Consider the following 3,079-nt stretch of genomic DNA (forward strand, 5'->3'; position numbering starts at 1 on the left):
AAATAAATTTAATGCAATAAATTAATAAAAATAAGTTAAATCAATATATGTATTGTTCCTATCCCAAAAATTAAAATACCCGATTCGCGTATGAAATCTTTTAAATTTGTGCTAGCATTTTTCTAAAGTTTTAGAAAATAAAGGATAAATAAATGGATTTAGCAGGGAAAAATACAAATGAAATGAGTGAATTAGACAGGATTCTTGAAGCGGCAGAAAGAGTAAATCCCAGACTTCAACTTTTAAAAGAGGGTCATAATGCAATTTATTATGATGGGAATATTATTAATAAAACCATTATGCTTAGACCTGACGGAAAATGTTTTGTTATTAAAGCTAATCAAGAATTGAAAAAAAATGAGATTATTAGAGAATTAACACCTGAAGAATACTCTAAAATTGATTTGGTAAAAGGCAGAGATTATTAATGAGACATTTGATTGTTATTACCGGAACAAACGGTGTAGGTAAATCTACCTTTGGAGAAAATCTGAAAAATCAACTCAAAATGCCCTTTATTAATTTAGATATTTTCTATAAAGAAAAATTCGGCTCATACAGACAATATACCCAAGAAGAAATTATAGAAGCTTCAAAAGAACTTTCCATGCTTAGAGAAAGTTATTTTAGGAATAATCAAAGTTTTATTCTCGAAAGAATCATTCAAACACCGGATTCAATAAACGGATTGTTGGAAAAAGCCAAGGATTATGGTTTTGAAACGTCATTATTTTATATAGGCACAAGCAATTCTCTTGAGACATCAGAAACAAGAATCAATGACAGAGTGAGTAAAGGTTTTCATTTTGTCGATAAAGAAACTGTAAAAAACAATCTTCTTGATGTAACAAAAAGCTTTAAAGTCATTGCCAATAAATTTGATAATGTTGTGATTTATGATAATTCCAGGAACTACGAAAATGCTAAACGACTTCTTGATATTCGACATAAACAGGTTTATTTAGCAAGAGAACTGCCGGATTTTGCCAAAGAAATTATCGAAAATACTTTTATCGAGGAAAAGCTTAAAAGTTATTATGAAGGAAAGACTTTAGAGAATTTGAAAGATAAAAGTTTTTGTATTGATTCAGACCCGCAGGAACAATCTGTTTATGCCGATAAATCAATCAAAAACAAAAAAAGAAAAATAAAAAGACCTTAAGGAATCTCTATGATAAAACCGTTTATAAAACCTTCTCTTATTGTAAGTTGCCTTTTCCTTTTTCCCCCTTATAGCAATGCGGTTACACCGGTTCAAGAAGTCCATGACACCAGTGCAAATGCTACTGCCGCACTTACGGCTTCAAGAATGGCTGACAGTCTTAATAAGGCTACAACCATGATTAAGCAATACACACAAATGATAGAAAAAGCCAAAGAGCAATTAAACGAACTTAACAGAATCAATGATATGATGAACAGTGTGAATAGCTTTTTAAATACTTCCACGCTTAATATTGCCGATCCCGGAGACCTTATCAAACAGGCAAAGGCAATCCGACAAAGAATAGAAAACAATTCTAAAAGACTTTTAGATACCGTTAAGAATTATAAAATCAGAGACCACATTGCTTCAAGAAGACTTAATAAAGCTTGTCCCTGGCTCAGTTACAGTGCTATAGCACCTAAACAAACCGAAATTCCCTATTCCAAAACCGGTAAAGAATCCGAAGAAATCAAAGCCATAAAGAATCTCGGTAATGCTTTGAGTGATAATATCGTGAGTAATTCTCAATCTGTAGCCGGAACTTTAAGCGGTAGAGCCATGGGATTGGAATTTTGCGCACAGGCAAGTTCCATAGAGCATGAAATCAAACAACACGAATATGCAATGAAACTCAAACAATACCTGTTGCAAAAAGATTTTGACTCTTATGCGCAGACAAAAAAAGAATGGGAACAAATTGAGCAAGAATATAAAAAAGATATGAGATTTTTACAGGCACAACAAACCGATCCTTTATTGAACCGTGCCAAACAAATGATGGAAACACTCGGAGTGAGTGATAAAACCTACAATAAAGGCGATAAGGTTTATTGTGAAGAGAGTAAAAATGATAAGGGAGAATTCTGTTACCCGCAATTTTATAATACACAACGTCTCAATGATGAATTTAACGAACTCCAAGATGAACTCGTAAGAAAACTGCAAATGGCAGGAAGTGATAAAAAAGCTCAAGCAAATGTCTATGCAGACATCAAACAAAAACAGGGCATGCTTTTACTCTCTTATATTAAAGATATTGCCGATAATTTAAGCTTTATGAATGAAACCGTTTCATTGATGAGTAATCTTGTGGCAAGAGATTATAAATACAAATATGGTGATGATGACTACAATGTCTTTAAAGATCAAATCGATAAAAAAACAGAAGAAATCAATCAGGACTTTATAAGCAATACCGGAGAGGATTTTAAAGATCTTAAAAATTATAGTGCAAAACTCGATAAATTCGGTTTTCCTATTCTTACTTTTGTATCAAAAAAGAGTGATACCGACTAAAAGGATTAATACTAATCCTTATTAAAAAGATTAATAAGGAGTTTGGTTATGAATATACAAGAGTTGGATTTAGGTTTTAGTCTTAAAGATGTTGTCCGGAGTGATTATTTTAACGGTGAAGTCTATTTAGTTGTTTTAGAAGATGAAACAGGCGATTGCCTTGATTCACTAAGTGGGATTTACGGATTAGAGTATGCTGAGTCTGAAGCTAAACAAATGCTTTTAGGGGCATAAGGAGGAATTTGAGTAATCTTAATTTTTCATCATAAACACAATCAAAATATAAAATTAAGTCTTAAAATAATTAAGCTTATGCCTCCGGGAGAATAAAGAGGGGCACGTATTTACGAAGTATCCCTAAATCTCTGAGTAAATGAGTCAAATGCAACCCCGTATCCCTCACATTCCCCTGACAAACAGGACATTAACCTAACAGCAAGTAAGTTTCTCTCAAAACTTATACCCAAACCCTAATCCCAAAGGGGAAGCATAAGCATAAAATTCATTTTTATTCTTAATCCCAAAGTATCCCCCTAACCCTAAATCCCTAATCACAAAACCTATAGGATCCATCAA

At 32.7% G+C, this 3,079-nt stretch carries 4 protein-coding genes and 1 pseudogene; 4 read left to right on the forward strand and 1 reads right to left on the reverse strand.

From position 1 onward, the window contains the following. Positions 1 to 152: 152 nt before the first annotated feature. From BKH45_RS08585 to BKH45_RS08600, 4 genes are read left to right on the forward strand one after another with little or no spacing between them, the layout of a single operon-like run. Positions 153 to 428: a hypothetical protein gene (locus BKH45_RS08585; RefSeq protein ID WP_095275066.1), complete on the forward strand. Its 276-nt coding sequence runs from the start codon at positions 153 to 155 to the stop codon at positions 426 to 428. Further along, complete coding sequence (locus BKH45_RS08590) at positions 428 to 1,162, forward strand: AAA family ATPase (protein WP_095275067.1); 735 nt, start codon at positions 428 to 430, stop codon at positions 1,160 to 1,162. Before BKH45_RS08585 ends, BKH45_RS08590 begins: the two co-directional genes overlap by 1 nt. A 9-nt stretch (positions 1,163 to 1,171) precedes the next feature. Then, positions 1,172 to 2,503, forward strand: a complete 1,332-nt coding sequence (locus tag BKH45_RS08595) for a hypothetical protein (protein ID WP_095275068.1) — start codon at positions 1,172 to 1,174, stop codon at positions 2,501 to 2,503. Between the two features lie 48 nt (positions 2,504 to 2,551). Further along, entirely contained in the window at positions 2,552 to 2,737 is a 186-nt protein-coding gene (locus BKH45_RS08600; RefSeq protein ID WP_095275069.1) for a hypothetical protein, read from the forward strand. Positions 2,738 to 2,953: 216 nt separating this feature from the next. Here the strand turns inward: BKH45_RS08600 and BKH45_RS09105 are convergent. Then, positions 2,954 to 3,079: pseudogene (locus BKH45_RS09105) on the reverse strand (DUF3943 domain-containing protein); the annotation flags it as partial.

It is taken from the genome of Helicobacter sp. 11S03491-1, assembly GCF_002272835.1.
GTDB lineage: Bacteria > Campylobacterota > Campylobacteria > Campylobacterales > Helicobacteraceae > Helicobacter_J.

Coding starts and splice junctions, on each gene's coding strand:
- BKH45_RS08600 (WP_095275069.1), top strand. CDS start 2,552: ATGAATATACAAGAGTTGGATTTAGGTTTTAGTCTTAAAGATGTTGTC.
- BKH45_RS08595 (WP_095275068.1), top strand. CDS start 1,172: ATGATAAAACCGTTTATAAAACCTTCTCTTATTGTAAGTTGCCTTTTC.
- BKH45_RS08585 (WP_095275066.1), top strand. CDS start 153: ATGGATTTAGCAGGGAAAAATACAAATGAAATGAGTGAATTAGACAGG.
- BKH45_RS08590 (WP_095275067.1), top strand. CDS start 428: ATGAGACATTTGATTGTTATTACCGGAACAAACGGTGTAGGTAAATCT.